At 56.1% G+C, this 1,374-nt stretch carries 3 protein-coding genes; 1 reads left to right on the top strand and 2 read right to left on the bottom strand.

Features of this window, described 5'->3' with window-relative positions; all coding sequences use genetic code 11:
* Positions 1-136 (top strand): cold-shock protein (locus ABD892_RS05685; protein WP_345194442.1); only part of this gene is annotated, 136 nt, incomplete at its 5' end.
* Positions 137-222: 86 nt separating this feature from the next.
* On the opposite strand, the gene ABD892_RS05690 is transcribed toward ABD892_RS05685, so the two are convergent.
* Positions 223-486 (bottom strand): hypothetical protein, encoded by a 264-nt coding sequence (locus ABD892_RS05690; protein WP_345194440.1) that lies wholly within the window; start codon positions 484-486, stop codon positions 223-225.
* A gap of 90 nt (positions 487-576) precedes the next feature.
* Positions 577-1,374 (bottom strand): recombinase family protein (locus ABD892_RS05695; protein ID WP_345194441.1); only part of this gene is annotated, 798 nt, incomplete at its 5' end.

Consider the following 1,374-nt stretch of genomic DNA (forward strand, 5'->3'; position numbering starts at 1 on the left):
TGGTCCTGACGTGTTTGCCCATTTCCGTCAGATCAAGAGCGATGGCTTCCGTTCCCTGGCTGAAGGCCAGCAGGTACGCTTCAACGTGACTCAGGGCCAGAAAGGTCCTCAGGCTGAAGATATCGAAGTTATCTAAGCGACAGATTGTCACTGACCCTTCGGGGTCGAAGTGAAAAAGAAAGGGCGATACCTTTGGGTGTTGCCCTTTTTTGCATCTGCGGTTTACGACTGATCGCTTATGTGTGGCAAAAACTGTCTCTCCTGTTCAACCCAGTTATCTGAAAACGGTGCCATAAAGTCGTCCAGTGCCAGAAGACCCAAGCCTTCACCAGTCAGAATCGCTTCCTGAATAGTGGGGGACAGGTTAACCAACCTGAAGAGGGATGAAACACGCCCTTTGGCGCTCATACCCTCCTGTTTGGCGATGTCCTGAAGGCTGGTTGCCTTTCCGGTTTCCAGCCGTCGCAACCATATGTGGGCGCGCACCAGGGCGTCACGGAGCGCAGGTGACGGGTGTTCTTTNTTGCCCGTCCTCGCTGAGGGTGACAGTGTCAGGCCCCGTAACGGTTATTCTCTTCATGCGCGTTCCTCTGGCATTTGTGCGCCCAGTTCCATCAGGGCAGGGGTTTTAAACGTCATGGTAATGGTTTGATCTTCAAGCGTTATCTTGTCCAACACCTGGTGGACCAGCAGGCGTTGCTCATTAGGGTAGAGCTCTGGCCAGAGGGCGCTGAGGTCTGTCAGCGCCTCGCGGATGGTCGCTATCTTTTGGGTATCCGGTGTCGTATCAAGACACTGGGCCACCCGCAAGATCACTGACGGGGTTGCCAGCAGCTTTCCAACACGATCGATCACGGCCGCTTCTATTTCCTGCGCGGGTATTGGCGGCAGGGCCATGGACGCATAATTTTCCTTCACGCCCTTGCTGCTGACGTAGTAGCGATATTGCTTGCCCCGACGCCGAGTGCTGCTGGGAACCAGCGCCAGCCCGTCAGGGCCGATAATGAGTCCCTGCAAAAAGGCCGGTGAGTTCTTCCATAACGACTGTTTGCGCCGTTGCTCTCCGTTGATCTCGAAGACGGCCTGCACCCGGTTCCAGAGGTCTTCCCCTACAATGGCCTTGTGTTCCCCGGGATACCACTTGCCCCGTTTCTTGTCGCTGATTTCGCCGCGGTACAGGCGGTTTCTCAACAACCGGTAGAGGACTGCCCGGTTCCAGCGTTTGCCGCCCTGGGCCAACACACCATCCCGATAGACGGCCTTGGTTCGAAGCCCCTGGCGGTTGGCCATACGACAGGTTTCCGAGAGAGAGTGGTTTTCGGCGAACAGCTCAAACAGGAACCTGACCTGGTTGGCCTCGTCCTTGTTGATCAC

Source organism: Kistimonas scapharcae, from assembly GCF_039540975.1.
Lineage (GTDB): Bacteria > Pseudomonadota > Gammaproteobacteria > Pseudomonadales > Endozoicomonadaceae > Kistimonas > Kistimonas scapharcae.